Source organism: Delftia sp. PX-1, from assembly GCF_055797465.1.
This window is the reverse complement of sequence record NZ_CP184763.1, coordinates 2,938,686-2,956,046: the sequence shown is the minus strand read 5'-3', so window position 1 is coordinate 2,956,046 and position 17,361 is coordinate 2,938,686. Positions and strand designations below refer to the sequence as shown.

At 68.9% G+C, this 17,361-nt stretch carries 13 protein-coding genes; 9 read left to right on the top strand and 4 right to left on the bottom strand.

What is annotated here, in order from left to right:
* Nucleotides 1-8: 8 nt before the first annotated feature.
* The 9 genes from ACN20X_RS13680 (at nucleotide 9) to ACN20X_RS13640 (ending at nucleotide 12,106) form a co-directional block, all read left to right on the top strand.
* Nucleotides 9-1,730 (top strand): glycosyl transferase family protein, encoded by a 1,722-nt coding sequence (locus tag ACN20X_RS13680; RefSeq protein WP_074924255.1) that lies wholly within the window; start codon nucleotides 9-11, stop codon nucleotides 1,728-1,730.
* Nucleotides 1,727-4,594 (top strand): NfrA family protein, encoded by a 2,868-nt coding sequence (locus ACN20X_RS13675; protein WP_473210710.1) that lies wholly within the window; start codon nucleotides 1,727-1,729, stop codon nucleotides 4,592-4,594. The genes ACN20X_RS13680 and ACN20X_RS13675 overlap by 4 nt, the downstream gene beginning before the upstream one ends.
* A gap of 54 nt (nucleotides 4,595-4,648) precedes the next feature.
* On the top strand, nucleotides 4,649-5,689 hold the full coding sequence (locus tag ACN20X_RS13670; RefSeq protein WP_392442571.1) for an alginate O-acetyltransferase AlgX-related protein: 1,041 nt from the start codon (nucleotides 4,649-4,651) through the stop codon (nucleotides 5,687-5,689).
* A gap of 3 nt (nucleotides 5,690-5,692) precedes the next feature.
* The gene (locus tag ACN20X_RS13665) at nucleotides 5,693-6,826 is read left to right on the top strand and encodes an alginate O-acetyltransferase AlgX-related protein (protein ID WP_154834665.1); all 1,134 of its coding nucleotides are present in this window, start codon (nucleotides 5,693-5,695) and stop codon (nucleotides 6,824-6,826) included.
* Between the two features lie 13 nt (nucleotides 6,827-6,839).
* Nucleotides 6,840-8,420, top strand: a complete 1,581-nt coding sequence (locus tag ACN20X_RS13660) for an MBOAT family O-acyltransferase (RefSeq protein WP_473210709.1) — start codon at nucleotides 6,840-6,842, stop codon at nucleotides 8,418-8,420.
* A gap of 22 nt (nucleotides 8,421-8,442) precedes the next feature.
* Nucleotides 8,443-8,682 carry an acyl carrier protein gene (locus ACN20X_RS13655; RefSeq protein WP_016449889.1) on the top strand — a complete coding sequence of 80 codons (240 nt, stop codon included), beginning with the start codon at nucleotides 8,443-8,445 and terminating at the stop codon, nucleotides 8,680-8,682.
* A gap of 69 nt (nucleotides 8,683-8,751) precedes the next feature.
* Nucleotides 8,752-10,215 carry an AMP-binding protein gene (locus tag ACN20X_RS13650; RefSeq protein ID WP_473210708.1) on the top strand — a complete coding sequence of 488 codons (1,464 nt, stop codon included), beginning with the start codon at nucleotides 8,752-8,754 and terminating at the stop codon, nucleotides 10,213-10,215.
* A 17-nt stretch (nucleotides 10,216-10,232) separates the two neighbouring features.
* Nucleotides 10,233-10,934, top strand: a complete 702-nt coding sequence (locus ACN20X_RS13645) for an alginate O-acetyltransferase AlgF (protein ID WP_016449891.1) — start codon at nucleotides 10,233-10,235, stop codon at nucleotides 10,932-10,934.
* A gap of 26 nt (nucleotides 10,935-10,960) precedes the next feature.
* Entirely contained in the window at nucleotides 10,961-12,106 is a 1,146-nt protein-coding gene (locus ACN20X_RS13640; protein ID WP_016452419.1) for an acyl-CoA dehydrogenase family protein, read from the top strand.
* 16 nt (nucleotides 12,107-12,122) lie between these two features.
* On the opposite strand, the gene ACN20X_RS13635 is transcribed toward ACN20X_RS13640, so the two are convergent.
* The 4 genes from ACN20X_RS13635 to iolD form a co-directional block, all read right to left on the bottom strand.
* Nucleotides 12,123-13,097, bottom strand: a complete 975-nt coding sequence (locus ACN20X_RS13635; RefSeq protein WP_473210707.1) for a DUF4434 domain-containing protein — start codon at nucleotides 13,095-13,097, stop codon at nucleotides 12,123-12,125.
* A gap of 135 nt (nucleotides 13,098-13,232) precedes the next feature.
* On the bottom strand, nucleotides 13,233-14,330 hold the full coding sequence (locus tag ACN20X_RS13630; RefSeq protein WP_473210706.1) for a porin: 1,098 nt from the start codon (nucleotides 14,328-14,330) through the stop codon (nucleotides 13,233-13,235).
* 44 nt (nucleotides 14,331-14,374) lie between these two features.
* On the bottom strand, nucleotides 14,375-15,301 hold the full coding sequence (gene iolE, locus ACN20X_RS13625) for a myo-inosose-2 dehydratase (RefSeq protein WP_473210705.1): 927 nt from the start codon (nucleotides 15,299-15,301) through the stop codon (nucleotides 14,375-14,377).
* Between the two features lie 89 nt (nucleotides 15,302-15,390).
* On the bottom strand, nucleotides 15,391-17,274 hold the full coding sequence (iolD, locus tag ACN20X_RS13620; protein WP_473210704.1) for a 3D-(3,5/4)-trihydroxycyclohexane-1,2-dione acylhydrolase (decyclizing): 1,884 nt from the start codon (nucleotides 17,272-17,274) through the stop codon (nucleotides 15,391-15,393).
* Nucleotides 17,275-17,361: the final 87 nt, after the last annotated feature.

The window sequence follows — 17,361 nt, the reverse complement described above, 5'->3', positions numbered from 1 at the left end:
CGATCACCATGATCTCTTCCCTCTACTGGCCCTACCTGGTGGCCGACTACTACCACGCGCTGGAGATCACCAGCGCCGTGGTGGCCGTCATCATCCTGCTGTCCAGCATCGATGACCTGTTCATCGATGCCTGGTACTGGGTGCGCGAGGCCTGGCGCGCGCTGACCGTCAAGCGCCGCTACCAGCCGCTCAAGGCACAGCAGTTGCAGGAGGTCGAGGAAAAGCCGCTGGCCATCATGGTGCCGGCCTGGCTGGAGTACGACGTGATCGCGCCCATGCTCGAGAGCATGGTGGGCACGCTGGACTACAAGAACTACATGATCTTCGTGGGCACCTACCGCAACGACGAGCGCACCAAGAACGAGGTGGAGCGCATGCGCCGGCGCTACCGCCAGCTGGTCCGCGTGGAGGTGCCGCATGACGGCCCCACCTGCAAGGCCGACTGCCTCAACTGGATCGTGCAGGCCATCTTCCAGCAGAACACGCTGCAGCCCGAGCCCTTTGCCGGCCTGATCCTGCACGACAGCGAAGACGTGCTGCACCCGCTGGAACTCAAGTACTACAACTACCTGCTGCCGCGCATGGACTTCATCCAGCTGCCCGTGACCTCGCTGGAGCGCGAGTGGTACGAACTGGTGGCCGGCACCTACATGGACGAATTCGCCGAATGGCACACCAAGGACCTGGTGGTGCGCGAGAGCATGTCGCACATGGTGCCCTCGGCCGGCGTGGGCACCTGCTTTTCGCGCAAGGCGATGGAGGAACTGGCCGCCGAGACCCATAACCAGCCCTTCAACACCGACACGCTGACCGAGGACTACGACATCGGCGCGCGGCTGGCGCGCCGGGGCATGAAGCAAATCTTCGGCAAATTCCCCGTGGACTACGTGATACGGCGCAAGCCGCTGTTCGGCCTGGGCAAGGAAAAGGTGTCCACCCTCACCATGCCGCTGGGCATACGCGAGTTCTTTCCCAACACCTTCAAGACCGCCTACCGGCAAAAGGCGCGCTGGACGCTGGGCATCGGCCTGCAGGGCTGGAGCCAGGTCGGCTGGGCCGGGCCGCTGTCCACCAAGTACCTGCTGTTCCGCGACCGCAAGGGGCTGGTGACCTCCTTCGTGGCCATCCTGGCCTATCTGCTGCTGCTGAACTTCCTGGTCTTCCTGCTGGCCGACCACATGGGCTGGTGGACGGTCTACTACCCCTCCCTGTTCGCCCCCAATGGCTGGCTGGTGACGCTGATGAGCGTCAACGTCGTCGCCCTGCTGCTGCGCGTGGTGCAACGCGCATGGTTCGTCTCGCGCCTGTACGGCTGGGAGCACGCCTTGCTGTCCGTCCCGCGCATGGTGATCGGCAACTTCATCAATGCCATGGCAGCGGCGCGCGCCTGGAAGCTGTTCATCGTCCACCTGGTCACGGGCAAGCGCCTGGCCTGGGACAAGACCATGCACGACTTCCCCTCCACAGACCAGTTGGTGCACCAGCGCCAGCGCCTGGGCGAGCTGCTGCTGTCCTGGCAGGCCATCGACGAAACCCGGCTGGCCAGCGCGCTGGAGATCCAGCGGCGCGAACGCCGCCCGCTGGGCGCCATCCTCATGGAGCAAGGCTGGCTCGACGAGGCCACGCTGCGCGAGGCCATCAGCTTCCAGCAGGGGGAGCCCACCGATCCCCCGGCACATCCCGGCTTGGCCGCAACAGGCAATCCAAGCACACCAAGGGCCGGCATATGAAGCGTCTCGCACCCCTCGTTCGCCCACTCACCCTGGCCGCCCTGCTGGGCGCCGGCTGGAACGCGCCGCCGGCCTGGCCGCAGGCCGCAGCAGCCGTCAAGGCCGAGGCGCCGCTCAGGGGCCGCGCATGGCAGCTGGCCAACCAGGCCTATGCCCACTACCAGGCCGGCCGCTTTGCGCGGGCCGCCAGCGCCGCCGCATCGGCCATACAGCTGCGTCCCGACCTGTTGCGCCTGCGCATGCTGCTGATCTACTCGCTGCAAAGGCAGGGCAAGAACGAGGAAGCGCTCAAGGCCATCGCCTCGGCCCGCGCCGCCGGGCTGGACGAGGCCACGCTGCAGCAGGCCGAGACGAATGTGCGCGCCGCTGCGGCAGGCGGGGCCGCCGCAGGTGGCGGCGCGGCCACGGCCTCCGAGGCCTACAACAAGGCCTTTCCCATCGCCACCGAGGCCTACGCCGACTACAACGCCAGGAACTACGCAGACAGCGCGCGCAAGGCCGAGCAGGCCTTTCGCCTGGACCCCACGCAAGGCCAATGGGCATTGCTGTGGATTGGTGCGCTGGAAGCCCAGGACCAGCTGGGCGCCGCCATCGAGGCCGCAGATGCCGCCCTGTCCCTGGACCCACCCAACAAAAGCGACCTGGTGGCCAAGCGCCAGACCCTGCGCCGCAGCCAGGCCGTGCTGCCCGCGCAAAAGGCCTACCAGGCGCTGATCGCCAACAACCCGGCGCAGGCCGTGCCCTTTGCACGCGAGGCCGTGGCGCTGGCGCCGGGAACGGCATCGCACCGCTTGCTGCTGATCACCTCGCTCATGCTGGCCGAGCAGCTGCCCGACGCGGAAAAGGCTGCCGACGAGGCACTGGCGCAGGACAACGAGGACACGGCCGCCCTGGGCATGCGCGGCTACATACGCCAGCGCCAGGGCAAGACCACGCTGGCCAACGAGGACTTCGACGACGTGCTCAAGCAGGACTGGCTGGACGAAAAGCAATCGGCCAACCTGCGCCTGATCGCGGCCGACGCAGCCCTGGCTGCGGGCGACGCGGCACGCGCCCGCGCGCTGCTGGCGCCCATGCCGGCGCAGGATGAATCCGTGGCCCGCCGCCTCAAGCAAGCCGATGGACTGCGCCCGGGCCGCGACACGCCCATGGTGGCCGATACGCGCGGTGCCTCGCAGACCCTGGCCATGGCCGACTACCCGCCGCCGCTGCAGGACTGCCGCGACACGCCCTACGGAACGGTCTGCGAGCTGCAGCCCTCCGATGCCCAGGGCGCAGGCGGCCCCAGCGCCCAGGCCTATGCGGCCTACGCGCGCCAGGACTACAAGGCCGCCATCGAACATGCGCAAACGGCCGTGGAGCAGGACCCCGACAACGAGCAGCTGCAAAAGCTGCTGACCACCACGCTGGCCGCAGGCAACCGCGACCAGCAGGGCCAGGCCCTGCTGCGGCTGGACAAGTCCCTATCCCTCACCCCCAACGACGCCCAGCTGCTGATGCAGCGCGGCTACCTGTACTCGCGCCAGGAAGAGCCGGCCAAGGCGCTGCAGGATTTTCGTGCCGCCCGCGCCACGGGCGAGGCGCCTGCGGGCGCCATGCTGGACGAGGGCTATGCCCTGGCCGGCACCGGCGACAGCCGGGGCGCCGTGCGCACCTTCAAGCAAGCCATCGACCTGGACGATGCCGGCACCGCCAAGCTGACGCCGGGCCAGCGCGAGAACGCGCGCAGCGCCGTCTCCGGTTACTCGCGCGAATGGGGCGCCATCGTCTCCCTGGGCTACCGGGGCGCGCGGCCGGCGGGGCGTGCATTCTCGGACGGCATCCTCACCCAGGCCGGCGACGCCGTCTTCGGCACGGCCGAGGCCTACTGGCGCCCGTCCAACTTCCTCAACTCATCGACGCGCATCTTCGATGTCTACGGACGGCTGGGCAGCACCTTGCATGACGGGGGCGGCACCACGCTGGGCCAAAGCGCCATCGACCCCTGCACGGGCCTGCCCATCAATGTGCAGGCAGGCGACAACCGCGGCATCTCGGGCCTGCCCACCACCACGGGCTCGCTGGGCATGCGCTTCACGCCGTCCACCAAGTACGCGCTGACCTTTGGCATAGAGCGCCAGTTCAACATCGGCTCCGCCACGCGCTCGGGCTTCATCACGCCTGAATCGCCCCAGCTGCGCTGCCTGATGAGCGGGCGCGATCCGCTCAACCCCACGGGCCCGGCACTGGGCAATCCCATCTCGGCCAAGTACAGCGCGGGCGCGGGCCAGGGCGGCTGGCTGGCCTATGTCACCCACGGCTTCTACGAAGGCACGGGCCGGCGCACGGACCGCTCCAGCTGGTTCACCATGGAAGGCTACAGCCAGGCCGGCTATGCCAACCAGAGCATGGCCTCGCGCTTCACGCTGACAGACCAGACCAATGGCGCCGTGGTGGGCGACGGCTCGGGGCGCTACAAGCGCGAGCAATGGTTCTTCTCCACCGAGGCCCGCATCGGGCGCAGCTTCCGCGCCGACGGCATCAACCAGGGCCTGGTGATCTTCCCGTTCGGCGTGGTCGCGGCCGACTGGATCAAACAGAGGAACCGCGTGCAAGTGCGTTCCCTGCAGGCCGCCCCTGGCGCCACGCCCACCGCAGCCCAATTGGCCGCCCAGCAGGGACAGACCCTGGCCCTGCAAGGCAACGGCAGCAGCTGGTCGGCCAGCGCCGGCGTGGGCATCAGCCTGCGCCAATGGTTCCGCGAAAGCCACTACAGCACGGCCCAGTCCTATCTGGACTGGTCCATGCAGTACCGCTTCAACATCGGCGGCGGCCAGGCCGACCGCGCCAAGGGCCTGTTCATGACGCTGACGCTGTCCTATTGAAAGCCCCGCCCCGCCGCCACCACCACACAGACAAGAGAAAAGGAGAAAGCTCCCATGGATTCGACCAAGCAAGCACCCCGCCCCGCCCTGCACGGACTGCGCTCGGGCATGGCGCGCGCCGCACGCGGGCTGGCCGGCTGCGCCCTGGTGCTGGGCGCGCTGGCAGCGCAGGGTACGGCTCAGGCCCAGGCACAGGACAGCTCCTCCATCGTTCTCAGGGGCAAGGACGGGTGGCTGTTTCCGGGCTGGGGCAGCCTGACCCAGGTGGACCGCGCCGGCATCACGGAATCCACGCGGCTGATCACCGAGGCGCGCAACCTGCTGGCCGCGCGCGGCGTGAAGCTGCAGGTGCTGCTGCTGCCCGACAAGGTGCGCTTCTACGCTGACAAAATGCCCGATGGCAAGGCCATGAGCGCCGATGTCCAGGGCCGCTACAAGCAGGTGCTGCAGGCGCTGCAGGGCGCAGGCATTCCCAGCTTCGACGACGAGGCCGTGCTGCGCACCGTGCGCGACAGCGGCAAGGACGTGTTCTACCGCACCGACCAGCACTGGACCCAGGCGGCAGCCGACGCCACGGCCGAGGCCACCGCCCGCATGGTCCAGGGCGAGGTGCCCCAGCTGGCCGGCAGCGCCGGCAGCGGCCTGGCCCTGGGCGACACCGTCACCGAGCGCCGCTATGGCGACCTGGCCGAGCTGTTTCTGACCGCCGAGGAGCGCAAGCAGATCGGCCGCGAGGTCTATACCGTGCGCCGCCAGGCTCCGGCCAAGGGCCTGCTCGACGATGAGCCCGCCCCCGTCCATGTCACCGGCCACAGCATGGTCCAGCCCTACTTCGGCTTTCCGCAAAAGCTCTCCAACCTGCTGGACCGCCCGGTCTCGCTGAACTGGAAACCCGGCAACGTGGGCCAGTGGACCATGCTGCTGGAATATCTGGAGTCACCTGCCTTCAAGGCCCACAAGCCCCAGGTGCTGGTGTGGCAGATGTTCGAGCCCACCTACAGCTACGGCCCCAACGCGGCCGGCCAGTGGGACAACGCCTCCCTCATGCCCAGCGCCACCTGGCTGGAGCGGCTGCGCGCCGCACTCAAGGGCTGACCCGTGGACCAAGCCGCGCAAGACCTGCAAACCGACAAGGGCCACCGGCGCAATGCCTGGATCTGGGGCGCCCTGCTGCTGTCGGGCCTGGCCTGGGGTGGCTGGTCGCTGGCCCGCCACGGCCCCAAGGCCGGCGAGCTGCAGCTGTCGGCCTGGCTCGATGGCCGCGCGGGCACGGCGCTGAACAAGGGCCTGCGCCTGCCCGCCCAGTCTTCGCTGGAGACGGGCCAGGCCGCGCTGCGCTATCGCCTGCTGGGCGATACGGGCGCGCAGGTGGCCCTGGGCTGCCCGCAGTGGATGTTCTACCGCGACGGCCTGCGGCCCCAGCCCGGGGTAGGCGCCGCGCCCTTCGAGGCGCGCCAACGCCTGCTGCGCCACTGGACACGGCAGTTGCAGGACAAGGGCATTGCCACCCTGGTGGTGGCCGTGCCCGACAAGTCGCGCATCGAGGCCGACCACCTGTGCGGCCTGCCCGTGGCACCCGTGATGCTCCAGCGCCTGGACCTGTGGCAGCAGCGCCTGCAGGCCGACGGCATTGCCTTTGCCGACCTGCGCCCCGCCCTGCAGGCCCAGGAGCAGACGCAGCCCGTGTTCTTTCGCACCGACGTGCACATGAACGCCGAGGGCGCACGCGCCGCCGCCCTGGCCGTGGCCCGGGCCGCGCTGCCGCTGCTGGGCGGGCAGCGCGGCAGCCAAGCCTTCGAGGAGTCTGCACCCGGGCCGCTGCAGCCCTTGCCCGGCGACCTGCTGGCCCTGGCCGGCCTGGCCGACGCACCGGCAGGCTGGCGCCCGCAGCGCGACGAAATACGCCCCCAGGCCATCACCCCCGTGCGCGGCGGCGGCCTGCTGGACGAGACGCCGCCCGTGCAGGTGCTGCTGGCCGGCAGCTCCAACGGCCTGCGCAGCAATTTCGCGCCACAGCTGGGCCGCGCGCTGGGCCATGAAGTCTGGAACCTCAGCATGGATGGCGGCCAGTTCAGCGGCGCCATGGTGTCCGCCCTCAAGCGCCGCGCCTCCTGGCCGGCCAGCCTGCGGCTGGTGATCTGGGAGTTCTCGGAAAACACCTTGTCCCTGCCCCTGACGGACGATGAAAAAGCGGCGCTCAAGGAGCTGGACGCCGCCTCCCCGCCTGCGTGAAACCGCCCGCTACATGCTGTTCAACTCCTATCTTTTCCTGCTGCTGTTCCTGCCCATCGCGCTGGCGGGCCACTACCTGGCCGGCACCATCAGCCTGCGGCTGGCCGCGTTCTGGCTGTGCCTGACGTCCTTCGTCTTCTATGGCTGGTGGAACCCGCAGTTCGTCGCCCTGCTGGCCCTGTCCATTGCCTTCAACTACGTGGTGAGCCGGCTGATCCTGCGCTTTGCCGGCCATGCGCGGCTGCAGGGGCTGGTGACTGCGCTGGGCGTGGGCGCGGACCTGGCGGCACTGTTCCACTACAAGTACTTCGCCACGCTGTTCAACTTCCTGGGCGAATGGGGGCTGACGCAGGGCGGCATGCACGAGCTGATCCTGCCCCTGGGCATCTCGTTCTTCACCTTTACCCAGATCGGCTACCTGCTGGACTGCCGCTCGGGCATCGTCAAGGAACGCAGCCTGCTCAGCTACGTGCTGTTCGTCACCTTCTTCCCGCACCTGATTGCCGGGCCCATCCTGCACCACAAGGAAATGATGCCGCAGTTCGCGCAGCCGGATAACTACCGGTTCCGCGCGGACAACCTGTCCATCGGGGGCACGCTGTTCGTGATCGGCCTGGCCAAGAAGGTGCTGCTGGCCGACGAGATCGCACCCTATGCGGACGCCGGCTTCGCCGCGCCCGGCGAGCTGCAGTTCTGGGCCGCCTGGGGCGCCAGCCTCAGCTACGCGCTGCAGCTGTACTTCGACTTCTCGGGTTATTCGGACATGGCCCTGGGCCTGGCGCGCATGTTCGGCATCCGTTTCCCGCTGAACTTCAACTCGCCCTACAAGGCCGGCAGCATCATCGACTTCTGGGCGCGCTGGCACATGACGCTGACGCGTTACCTCACGGCCTACCTGTACTACCCCGTGGCCATGGCCATCTCGCGCGCACGCGAAAAGCGCGGGCTGTCCGTGGGATCGAGCGCCGCGCGCACGCCGGGCGGCTTTGCGGCCACCATCGTCGTGCCCACGCTGTTCACCATGGGGCTGGCGGGCATCTGGCACGGCGCCGGCCTGCAGTACGTGATCTTCGGCCTGCTGCATGCCTTCTACCTGTCAGTCAACCATGCCTGGCGCATCTTCGTGGTCAGCCGCAAGCCGGCCGCCGCCCGCAAATCGGGCTGGGGCGTGCAGGCGCTGTGCGTTGTCATCACCTTCATCGCCGTGCTCATCGCCCAGACCTTCTTCCGCGCCCACGGCGTGGGCGACGCCATGCTGCTGCTCAAGGGCATGGCCGGCCTGCGCGGCGTGGAGGCGCTGGAGTCGCTGTCCCACGTCCAGGGCCTGGCACTGGGCGATGCCATCCGCCTGGCCATAGGCCACCATATGCAGCTGGCCCTGGTGCTGCTGCTGCTGGCCATTGCCTGGTTCACGCCCAATGCCCACCAGATCCTGGGCCGCTTCTCGCCCGCCATGTTCAAGGTGCAGGAGGCGCCCCAGGCCTGGATGCGCTGGCGCCCCAGCGCGGGCTGGACGGCCGTGACCCTGGTCCTGCTCTTCCTGTGCCTGGTCAACCTGCACAAGGAAACCCGCTTCCTGTATTTCCAGTTCTGAAACGCCTGTTGGAGAAAAAAGCATGTCCCACAATGACATCGAAACCAAGATTGCCCAGATCATCGGAGCCATCATCCTGACCTCGGTCGAGCCCGATACGCTGCTGCTCGAATCGGGCCTGGTGGACTCGCTGTCCGCCGTGGACGTGGCCCTGGCCATCGAGAAGGAATTCGGCGTCAAGATACCGCCATCGGAGATCGACCTGCACCTGGAGTCCGTGCAAACGCTGGCGCAGTACGTGGCCGAGCAGCGCAAGGCGTGATGAGACGCCGGCACTGTCGGCCCGGCCTGCGCAGCCATCCCCATCCATCCACCGCCGCAAGGAGCCCGCATGCGATTCAGTTTTGACCGCTTCGACTTCATCGAGCCCGACGCCGGCACGCAGCGGCCGGCCGTCATCGATGCCGCCGGCACGCTGGGCTGGCAGCAACTGGCCCAGGCCGTGGAGCAATGGGAGCAGCAGGCGCTGGCACGCGGCGCTCGCCGCGACGAGCCGCTGCTGATCACGGGGCACAAGGAGACGGCCTTTCTCGTGGCCATCCTCGGCTGCCTGCGCCTGGGCGTGCCCTTCGTGCCGGTGGACGTGATCAACCCGGCCGAGCGCATGGCGCGCATCGCCACGCTGGTGCAGGCCGGCCTGCGCTACGACGCGCAGGCCCGCAGCTTTGTGGACACCGGCATCGCCGCGCAGCCGCTGCAGGAAAAATCGCTGGCCTACATCATGTTCACCTCGGGCAGCACGGGCGATCCCAAGGGCGTGCAGATCGGGCGCGAGAGCATGGGCCTGTTCGCCGGCTGGATACGCGACTGCCTGGCCCTGGGCGAGGCGCCGGTGTTCATGGACCAGATGCTGTTCAGCTTCGACTTTTCGCTGTTCAACTGGATGGGCGCCCTGGTCACGGGCGGTGCCTGCGTGCTGTGCGCGCGCGAGACCATTGCCGACCGCCAGGCATTTGCCGCCTACCTGGCGCGCACCCATGTGAACGTCTGGGCATCCACGCCCTCCTTCGTGCGCCAGCAGCTGCTGGATGCTGACTTCGACCAGCAGCACCTGCCCGACCTGCGCGTCTTCGTCTTCGGCGCCGAATCGCTCACGCCCACCGTGGCCGAGGCGCTGTGGAGCCGCTTTCCCCAGGCGCGCATCATCAACTCCTACGGTCCCACCGAGGCCACCTGCTCCACCTCCTGGGTGGAGATCGACCCCGCGCTGCGCCAGCGCGCGCCGCTGCCATTTCCCATCGGCCGGGCCAAGCCCTATGCCGACGTCTTCCTGGACGAAGGCGAGATCTGCGTAGCCGGCGACCATGTGATGCGCGGCTACCTCAACCGCCCCGACCTGCACGCCACACGCATGTTCATGCGCAACGGCAAGCGCGGCTACCGCACGGGCGACCTGGGCGAGATCGACGGCGAGGGCCTGGTCACCTTCCACGGCCGGCGCGACGACCAGATCAAGATGCACGGCTACCGCATCGAGCTGGCCGAGGTCGATGCCGTGCTGGCCACCCTGCCCGGCGTGCGCGCAGGCGCGGCGGTGGCGCTCAAGCGGCCCGATGGCTTCATCGTGCGCATGATCGGCTTCGTGGACCTGGACCGCAGCGGCCCGCCCGGCATGCACCCCCTGCCCGAAGACCTGGCCGGATGGCGCGAACTGCTGGCCCAGCGCGTGCCGCCCTACATGATTCCGTCGGAACTGCTGGCCTGCCATGGCTTTCCGCTGACCCAGACCGACAAGGCCGACCGCAAGCAACTGGAGCGCATGTACCTCGACTCGCGCATGCGCCCCGCCCAATGAAACAAGGATCTGCAGGCATGACTTCCGTTTTTTCCGCTGTGAGGCGCCAAGCACTGTTCACCCTGGCCGGGCTGGCGGCCCTGTCCTGCCTGCCTGCAGCGCATGCCGAAGGCACGCTGGCCCAGCTGTACGCCGCGCGCCCCCCCGCAGGCTCGTCCTTCGTGCGCGTGGTCCACCCCGACGCGGGCAGCCTGCGCGTGAAGATCGCCGACGGCCCCGAGCAGACGCTGTCCGGCAGCAAGCCGGCCAGCAGCTACGCCATCGTCAAGGGCGACACGCCCTTTGCCATCCAGCTGGACGGCAAGAGCGCCGGCAGCATGAAGGTGGCGCCGGGCAGCTTCACCACCCTGGTGCCGCAGCGCCAGGGCAAGAACGCGGCCACGCGCTTCACGGCCATCGACGACTCCGGCGGCAGCCAGGACGCGCTCAAGGCCGAGCTGCGTTTCTACAACCTCACCACGGACTGCCCCCAGGGCAGCCTGCAGGTCGCGCCCGCGGGCACGCCCCTGTTCACGGGCGTGGCGCCGGCTGCATCGGCCAGCCGCTCCATCAACCCGGTCAGCGCCCAGCTCAGTGCCAGCTGCGCCAAGGCCGTCAGCGCGCCGCTGGCACTGCCCCAGCTGCAGCCCGGCGACCACTACAGCCTGTTCATGACGGGTACGGCCGCCTCCCCCGTGCTGCGCGGCCAGGCCAGCGCCACCGACACCTATCGCCCCTGACCCTGCCCAAGGAGACCGACACAGACATGCGCACCCGCTCCGTATTGCGTGAAGACCACCTGCTGTTCAAGGAACAGGTGGACCGATTCGTGGCCACCGAGATCCTGCCCCACATCAATGACTGGGAGGCAGAGGGCATCACGCCGCGCGCCCTGTGGCGCAAGGCTGGCGACAGCGGCCTGCTCAATTGCGACCTGCCCCCGCCGTACGGCCAGGGCGGGGACTTCGGCCACGCGGCCGTGGTCATCGAGGCGCTGGCGCGTGCCAACTGCCTGGGCATCGGCTTTTCCATCCACTCCGACATGGTGGCGCCCTATCTCTGGAACTTCGGCACGCAGGTGCAGAAGGACCGCTGGCTGCCGCGCATGGCCACGGGCGAGCTGATCGGCGCCATCGCGCTGACCGAGCCCGGCGCGGGCAGCGACCTCAAGGCCGTGCGCACGCGCGCCCGCCGCAAGAGCGAGAGTGAAGGCGGCGGCTACGTGCTCAACGGCCAGAAGACCTTCATCACCAACGGCGTCAACGCCGGCCTGATGGTGGTGCTGGCCAGCACCGAGCCCGACCTGGGCGCGCGCGGCCTGTCGCTGTTCGTGGTGGAAGAAGGCATGAAGGGCCTGGGCAAGGGCCCGGCGCTGCGCAAGATAGGCCAGCACAGCCAGGACACCTGCGAGCTGTTCTTCGACGAGCTGCACCTGCCGGCCGACCACCTGCTGGGGCGCGAGAACGCAGCCTTCGAGCATGTGACCCAGGAGCTGGCGCAGGAGCGGCTGGCGATCGCGCTGCGTGCGGCGGCCTCCACCGAAGGCATGCTGGACGAGGCTGCCGAGTTCGTGCGCAACCGCAAGGTCTTCGGGCGCCGCGTGCTCGACTACCAGAACACCCGCTTCAAGTTCGCCGACGCCCTGGCCAGGACCACCATGCTGCGCGTCTTCCTGGACGACTGCCTGGCCCAGCACATGGAAGGCTCGCTGGACTCCGTCACCGCCGCCATGGCCAAGCTCAACGCCACCGAGCTGCAGGGCCAGGTGCTGGACGAGCTGCTGCAGCTGCACGGCGGCTACGGCTACATGGCCGAATACGGCATCGGCCGTGCCTGGGCCGATGCAAGGGCACTGCGCATCTTCGGCGGAAGCAGCGAGATCCTGCGAGAGATCATCGCCAAGCGCTTCTGACCCGGCCGCCTGCCGCTCAGCGCGCGGCGGATTTCCACCCGCGCAGCAGTTGCCGGGCTTCGGGCGTGTCGTTCAGCACCCAGGGATCGATGGCGAAGGCAACGACGCGCTGGGCGCCGTAGTCGCGGGCCACGTCCCATTGGCGACGCACGCGCTCGAAGCTGGCCGTGCGCGCCTGGAAGTCCGAGCCATCGGGCCGCGCGGGCGGCAGTTGCTCGAACAGCTCCACGATGAGATCGAACGGCGCCCTGCGCTCGAGCAGCATCTGCTGCAGCGGCGCCAGCGCCTCGTAATTGCCCAGGCCCGCCACGCCCACGCCGTCCTGCACCATGGGGCGCAGGGACACGCGGTCCAGCAGGATGCTCCACAGCGTGGGCAGGCTGCCCAGGGTCTGCAGCTGGCTGAAATAGGTGGAGATGCCGGGCACCTGGCCGGATGTGGCCGCTGCCGCCTGGGCCAGCGGTTGCAGCGCGCTCACCAGCAGCTCGATGCGCTCGGGCGCGGCCCAGTGGTACTGCTCAAGCTCGTAGGGGAGGTACCAGCCGCGAAAGGCCGCATGGCGCGGCCAGGTGCTGGCGTACATGTGGCTGGCGCCCAGCTCGGCGATATGCGCCAGGTAGGGCGCAGGGCCTGCGGCGTTGTCAAGGCTGATCTGCTTCCACCAGCGCTCGTCATAGGGCAGGCCCAGGTGCACGCCCATGCCCAGTTCGGTGCAGATGTCCAGCAGGTCGGCGATCTGCGCGTCGGCCAGCATCCAGCTGTCCGCCTCGGTATCGCCCAGCAGGCCGCTCCATTGCACGAACAGCTCGCGGCAGCCCAGCGCCTGGGTGGCGGCCAGGCGCTGGCGCCATTGGTCGCGCGGCATCTCCAGATGGCTGCGCCACGGCTGCAGGAAACTGCCCGACACGGGCGCCGAGGCCGCGCAACCGACCAGCGAGGCACAGGCGGCGGCCACGCCGGCGCCGAGGAATTCGCGTCTGGACAAATGCATGTTGGGGACGGCCGCAAGGCTGCGTGAAGGCAAGCGCCAAGAATACAGCCAAGCGGCACCGCCCCGCCCCAAGGGGGCCGGCCCAGCGGGCGTTGACCCGGCCGGGCTGAGGGTTGATGCGCGGCAAAGGCGGCTTCAGAACGAGTGCACGACGCCCGCGTAAAGCCCCTGCTGGCCGGAGCCGGGCAGCGGCTTGCCGCTGTTGGCCTCCACCGAGAACGAGGCTGTGCCCCCGTTGGAGAGGGTGCCCACCGTGCCATACAGCATGGTGTGCCGGGAAAGATGGTAGTTGGCACCCAGGCTCAGCAGGCTGGCGCCGCCGCCACTGCGGTTGGCGCGGTAGGCGCCGCCCACCAGCACCAGCGCCGGCGTGGCCTGGTAGTTGGCGCCCATCCAGTAGGTCTGCTGCCTGCGGGCGCCTGCCGGGTTGTCGGCGTCGGCCACCGTCAGGAGGCCTGACCGGATCTGGCTGTAGCCCGTGAACAGCTTGAGGCCGCCCACGCGGTAGGTTGCGCCCACCGTGTACAGGCGCGATGCCGTGTAGAGCGAACTGAACGCGCCGTTGCCGTCACGGATTTCTTCGTAGAAGGCCTTGAGCACCAGCGGCCCCTGCTCATAGCCCACGCTGGCGGCGGCCTGGCGCCCGGCCCGGGAACGGCCCGCCTCCCCGTTCAGCCCCAGCTGGGTGCGAAACGAGAGCCCGCCCCAGGCCGGCGACTGGTAGCTGATGGCATTGGGGCGCGACCCCCAGGTCCGGTTGCCCTGCAGCGTGCCCGCGCCCATGGCCTGCAGGCCCATGGGGTCCAGCGCCCAGACCTCGCCGTCCGGAATGCCCATGGCCCGGCCCAGCAGCAGCGTGCCGTACGTCTGGCTTCGCAGGCCGACCACCGCATAGCGGCTGAAGAAGCTGTCGCCCACCGTGCCGTCGTCGGCCGAGAACTGGCTTTCGAGATGGAAGACGGCGCTCAGGCCGCCACCCAGGTCCTCGGCCCCGCGCAGCCCCCACCAGGTCGCGCCCCATTGCCCGGCGTGCCGGAGTTGATCGGAAGACCGGCCCGGCCCCTCGGCAATGCGGCTCATATAGTCGACACCGCTGACGATGCGCCCATACAGCGTGACGCTGCCTTGCGCCGCGGCCAGACTGGCTGCGCCGGCCAGCGCCGCAGCGCACAGGCAAGGTACGGTGGCCCGGGCCGCAGGGCCCCGCAGGGCGTGGTGGATTGCAGATGTCATGACGTTGTCCTCCCTTGGTTTTCATGCCTCGATGCCGGATGGCCTCAGGCGCCCAGCCGGTCCACGAGCGCGCGCAGCGTCTCGTAGCCCTTTTTCGCGTATGCGTAGCCGGGCGCGATGGCGGGGTCCTGCTCGGCCTCGACCACGAGCCAGCCCTGGTAGCCGGCATCCCTGAGCGTGCGCAGCACCGCCTCGAAGTCGAGCGCGCCGTCACCCGGCACCGTGAAGATGCCGTTGACCACGCCCTGCAGAAAGCTCCAGTCGCCCTGGCGCGCCTGGGCAATCACCTGGGGACGCACATCCTTGCAATGCACATGCGCCACGCGCGCCACATGTTTTTTCAGCAGCGCCGCCGGATCGGCCGCGCCGCCGTAGTAGGCATGGCCGGTATCGAACAGCAGAAAGACCTTGCGCGGATCGGTCAGCGCCATCAGGCGGTCCACATCCTGCGGGGATTCCACCTGGGCGCCCATGTGGTGGTGATAGGCCAGCCGGATGCCGTAACACTCCAGCAGGTGCGCGCCAAAGGCATCCAGCCGCCACGCATAGCGCTGCCAGGCCGCATCGTCGGCAAAGCGCGGGCGCCGGGACACAGGCGTGCCGATCTGCCCCTGGACCGTGCCCGCGCATTCGCCATAGACCACCACGTCGACGCCGTTGTGGCGCAGCCTGTCCATGTGGGGCTTGCAGCGCTCGGCCTCGGCGGCAAGGGCCTGGTCGTCGCTGCCCGCATCGGCCTGCGCCAGAAAGCCCGAGTACCAGCCGGAGACGCAGGCCAGCCCGTACGCGTCGAGCCTGGCCTTGAGCGTGGGGCCGGTTTTCGGAAACTTGTTGCCCAGCTCGAAACCCGCGTAGCCGATCTCGGCGCCTTCCTTCAGTGCCGTGTCCAGCGGCGTATCGCCCCCCAGCGAAGGGAGGTCGTCGTTCATCCAGGACAGGGGATTGATACCGATGCGAACCTTCCAGTTCATGCGAGTCCTCCTTGGGGCAGATAGGCGCCTAGACAGTTAGGCAGATGGGCAGATGGGCAGAAATCGGGCGGGGCGACGGTGGCGCGGCGTCAGCGCCGCTGGCCTGCCTTGTGGTGCAGGTACTCGCGCCGCGCGCCCTGGACCTCGGGGCGGTCCGAGACCTCGGGCACGGCAACCTCCCACCAGGCGCCGCCGTCGGCCGTGGTGCGGTGGTGGGTGGTATCTATCACCAGCACCTGGCTGCGGCGGGACGCCCGCGCACGCAGCATTTCGCGGCGCAGTTCCTGCACACCGCCCACGTGGACGGCCTCGGCCCCCATGGCAGCGGCGTGGCGGGCGAAATCTATGGACGAGCGCTCGCCGCCCTCGGGCACGCAGTCGTCGAGCATGTTGTTGAAGCTGGCGCCGCCGCAGCGGATCTGCAGCCGCTCTATGCAGCCGTAGCCACGGTTGTCCAGCACCACGACGATGATCTTTCGGCCCAGCAGCACCGAGGTGGCCAGCTCGGCGTTGAGCATCATGTAGGAGCCATCACCCACGAGCACGATGACCTCGCGCTCGGGCCGCGCCAGCTTCACGCCCAGGCCGCCCGCGATCTCGTAGCCCATGCAGGAATAGGCATAGTCCACGTGGTAGTTGCCCGGCAGGCCGCTGCGCCACAGCTTGTGCAGCTCGGCCGGCAGCGTGCCGGCCGCGCAGACCACGACGTCATTGCGGGCGCTGTCCAGCCCTGCGTCGGCGGCAGACTCGCGCAAGGCCCCGATCACCTCGGCGTCACAGGGCAGCTCGCCCTGGGGCGCGTGCAATGTCAGCTCCGCCACGCGCTGTGCCCAGGCTGAAGCCCGGGCGCGCAGCTCTTCGGTCCACCGTGGATCGGCCCGCCAGCCGGCCAATCCTGCACCCAGCTGGGCCAGGCCAGTACGGGCATCGGCCACCAGCTGGCGGCCACGCTTTCTGGCGGCATCGAAGGGCTGCACGTTCAGGCCCAGCACCGTGGCCTGGCTGTACAGCGCCTGCGAGCCGCTGGTGAAATCCTGCTGCCGCGTGCCGATGGCCAGCAGCACATCGCAGTGCCGGGCCGCGTGGTTGGCAGCCGGCGAGCCGGTCACGCCGATGGCGCCCAGGTTGAGGGCATGGTCCCAGGCCAGGCTGCCCTTGCCGGCCTGCGACTCGGCCACCGGCACGCCATGCGTTTCGGCAAACACGCGCAAGGCCTCCCAGGCCTGGCTGTACAGCACGCCGCCGCCCGCCACGATCAGCGGCCTTTTGGCGCAGGCCAGCAAGGCCACGGCCTGCTCCAGCTCGGCGGCATCGGCCGGCGGGCGACGCTGGAGGATCAGCGGCGGGTGGAAGAAATCCATGGGCCAGTCGAAGGCCTGGGTCTGCACATCCTGCGGCAGCGCAAGGCAGGCGGGGCCGCACTGCGCCGGGTCGGTCATGACCTGGATGGCGCGCGGCAAGGCCGCCAGCAATTGCCCGGGCTGCATGATGCGGTCGAAGTAGCGCGTGACCGGGCGCAGGCAGTCGTTGGCGCTCAGATCACCCTGCTCGAAGCTCTCCACCTGCTGCAGGACGGGATCGGGCAGGCGCGAGGCAAAGATGTCCCCGGGCAGCAGCAGCAGCGGCAGGCGCGCCACATGCGCCAGCGCGGCGGAGGTCACCAGGTTGGTGGCGCCGGGGCCGATGCTGGAGGTCACGGCCATCATGCGCTGGCGGAAATGGGTCTTGGCAAAGGCCACGGCCGCATGGGCCATGCCCTGTTCGCTGTGGGCGCGAAAGGTGGGCAGCCTGTGCCTTTCGGCATGCAGGGCCTCGCCCAGCCCGGCCACGTTGCCATGCCCAAAGATGGCGAACACGCCGCCGCAATAGGGCTGGATGGAGGTGCTGCCGTCCGGCTGCACGACCTCGGCCCGCAAGGCCGCCAGGTAGCGGACCAGCGCCTGGCTGACGGTCAATCTCACAGTGCTTGTCATGGCTTGCCTTGTCTCCGATGTCCGCCGTTCAGAACATGGCCGAAAGATTAAAACTATTGGAAATTATTTTCCTTAGGTGTAATCACT